A 944-nucleotide genomic window follows, 5' to 3' on the forward strand; every position below is an offset into this window, starting at 1 on the left:
TCCAGACTGGCTCGCCCGCCAGGTGCTGCGCGAGTCGGTAGATGTCGTCCATCTGGCAAAGCAGCTTGCCGGTGGTCATGCTCAGCACGGCGCCCAGGTGGAATCGTTGCGTTGTCATCGTCTTGCTCCGGCCGGGTGAGGCCGAACCCTTCGCTCAAGCGGACGCCTGGCGGCGTCCGTGCTTCTCCCACGGTCGGCGTGGGCGCCGCTTAGCTCAATCGTTAGGCGTCAGTCCCACGTCTCGCGCTTAGTGGAGCCGCACCTGTCGCAGCGGCAGTCCATGTATTGCGCACCTTCGTGCGTCACCGCCCATCGGTGTTCGCACTGCATCCGCGCTTTGTCGATGGCGGCGTCTATGTCGTTCCACGACTCAAAATCGCAGTGAAACTCGATGAACTTGTCGCCTAGGTTCTTCTCGCGAACTGCATTGCCGCGCAACCACGAATAGCGCTGCGCATCAGTCATCGCATCGCGCAGAAACTGCGCCAGTTCGCCGTGCCCATCCATTGCAAGACGGTGCGCGTGCTTCATCAGTTGGCGGTATGCGTCGTCTGTCACTTTCAGCCTCCCACTCCGCGCAGCATGTTCCACAACATCCTCGTCAGCACGCCCAGCGCCATCACCACCGGCACCGAAGCTATTGCCAGCAGCCACTGAAGCACGCTCCATCCGCAGTCCATACGTCACCTCGTCACTCTGCACGCGGGAGGCGTGCGCCCATGTCTCTAGTCTCTGCCTCGTCGTAAATCTCATCTGCCACCTCCGCGCCTAACTGGTCGCTCCACCGGACCTACGGCCGGTGAGCTTCGGCGTTAGGCGTCTTGTCGCAGTCGTTGCAGACAGGCGTCTCCAGCGTCCTGCGGAATGGCTGGCGCTTCCGCAGGCCCGTCACCTCGGTGCAGTCCACGGTCGCGCTGAGTTGCTGCGGGAAGCGCCACAGCCCG

Annotated in this window: 1 protein-coding gene; it reads right to left on the minus strand. The window is 63.0% G+C overall.

The annotated features are described in order from the left end of the window. Positions 1-228 precede the first annotated feature (228 nt). Positions 229-654 (minus strand): hypothetical protein, encoded by a 426-nt coding sequence (locus tag CAPSK01_RS19600; RefSeq protein WP_273704137.1) that lies wholly within the window; start codon positions 652-654, stop codon positions 229-231. Positions 655-944 lie beyond the last annotated feature (290 nt).

It is taken from the genome of Candidatus Accumulibacter vicinus, from assembly GCF_000584955.1.
GTDB classification, from domain to species: Bacteria; Pseudomonadota; Gammaproteobacteria; order Burkholderiales; family Rhodocyclaceae; genus Accumulibacter; species Accumulibacter vicinus.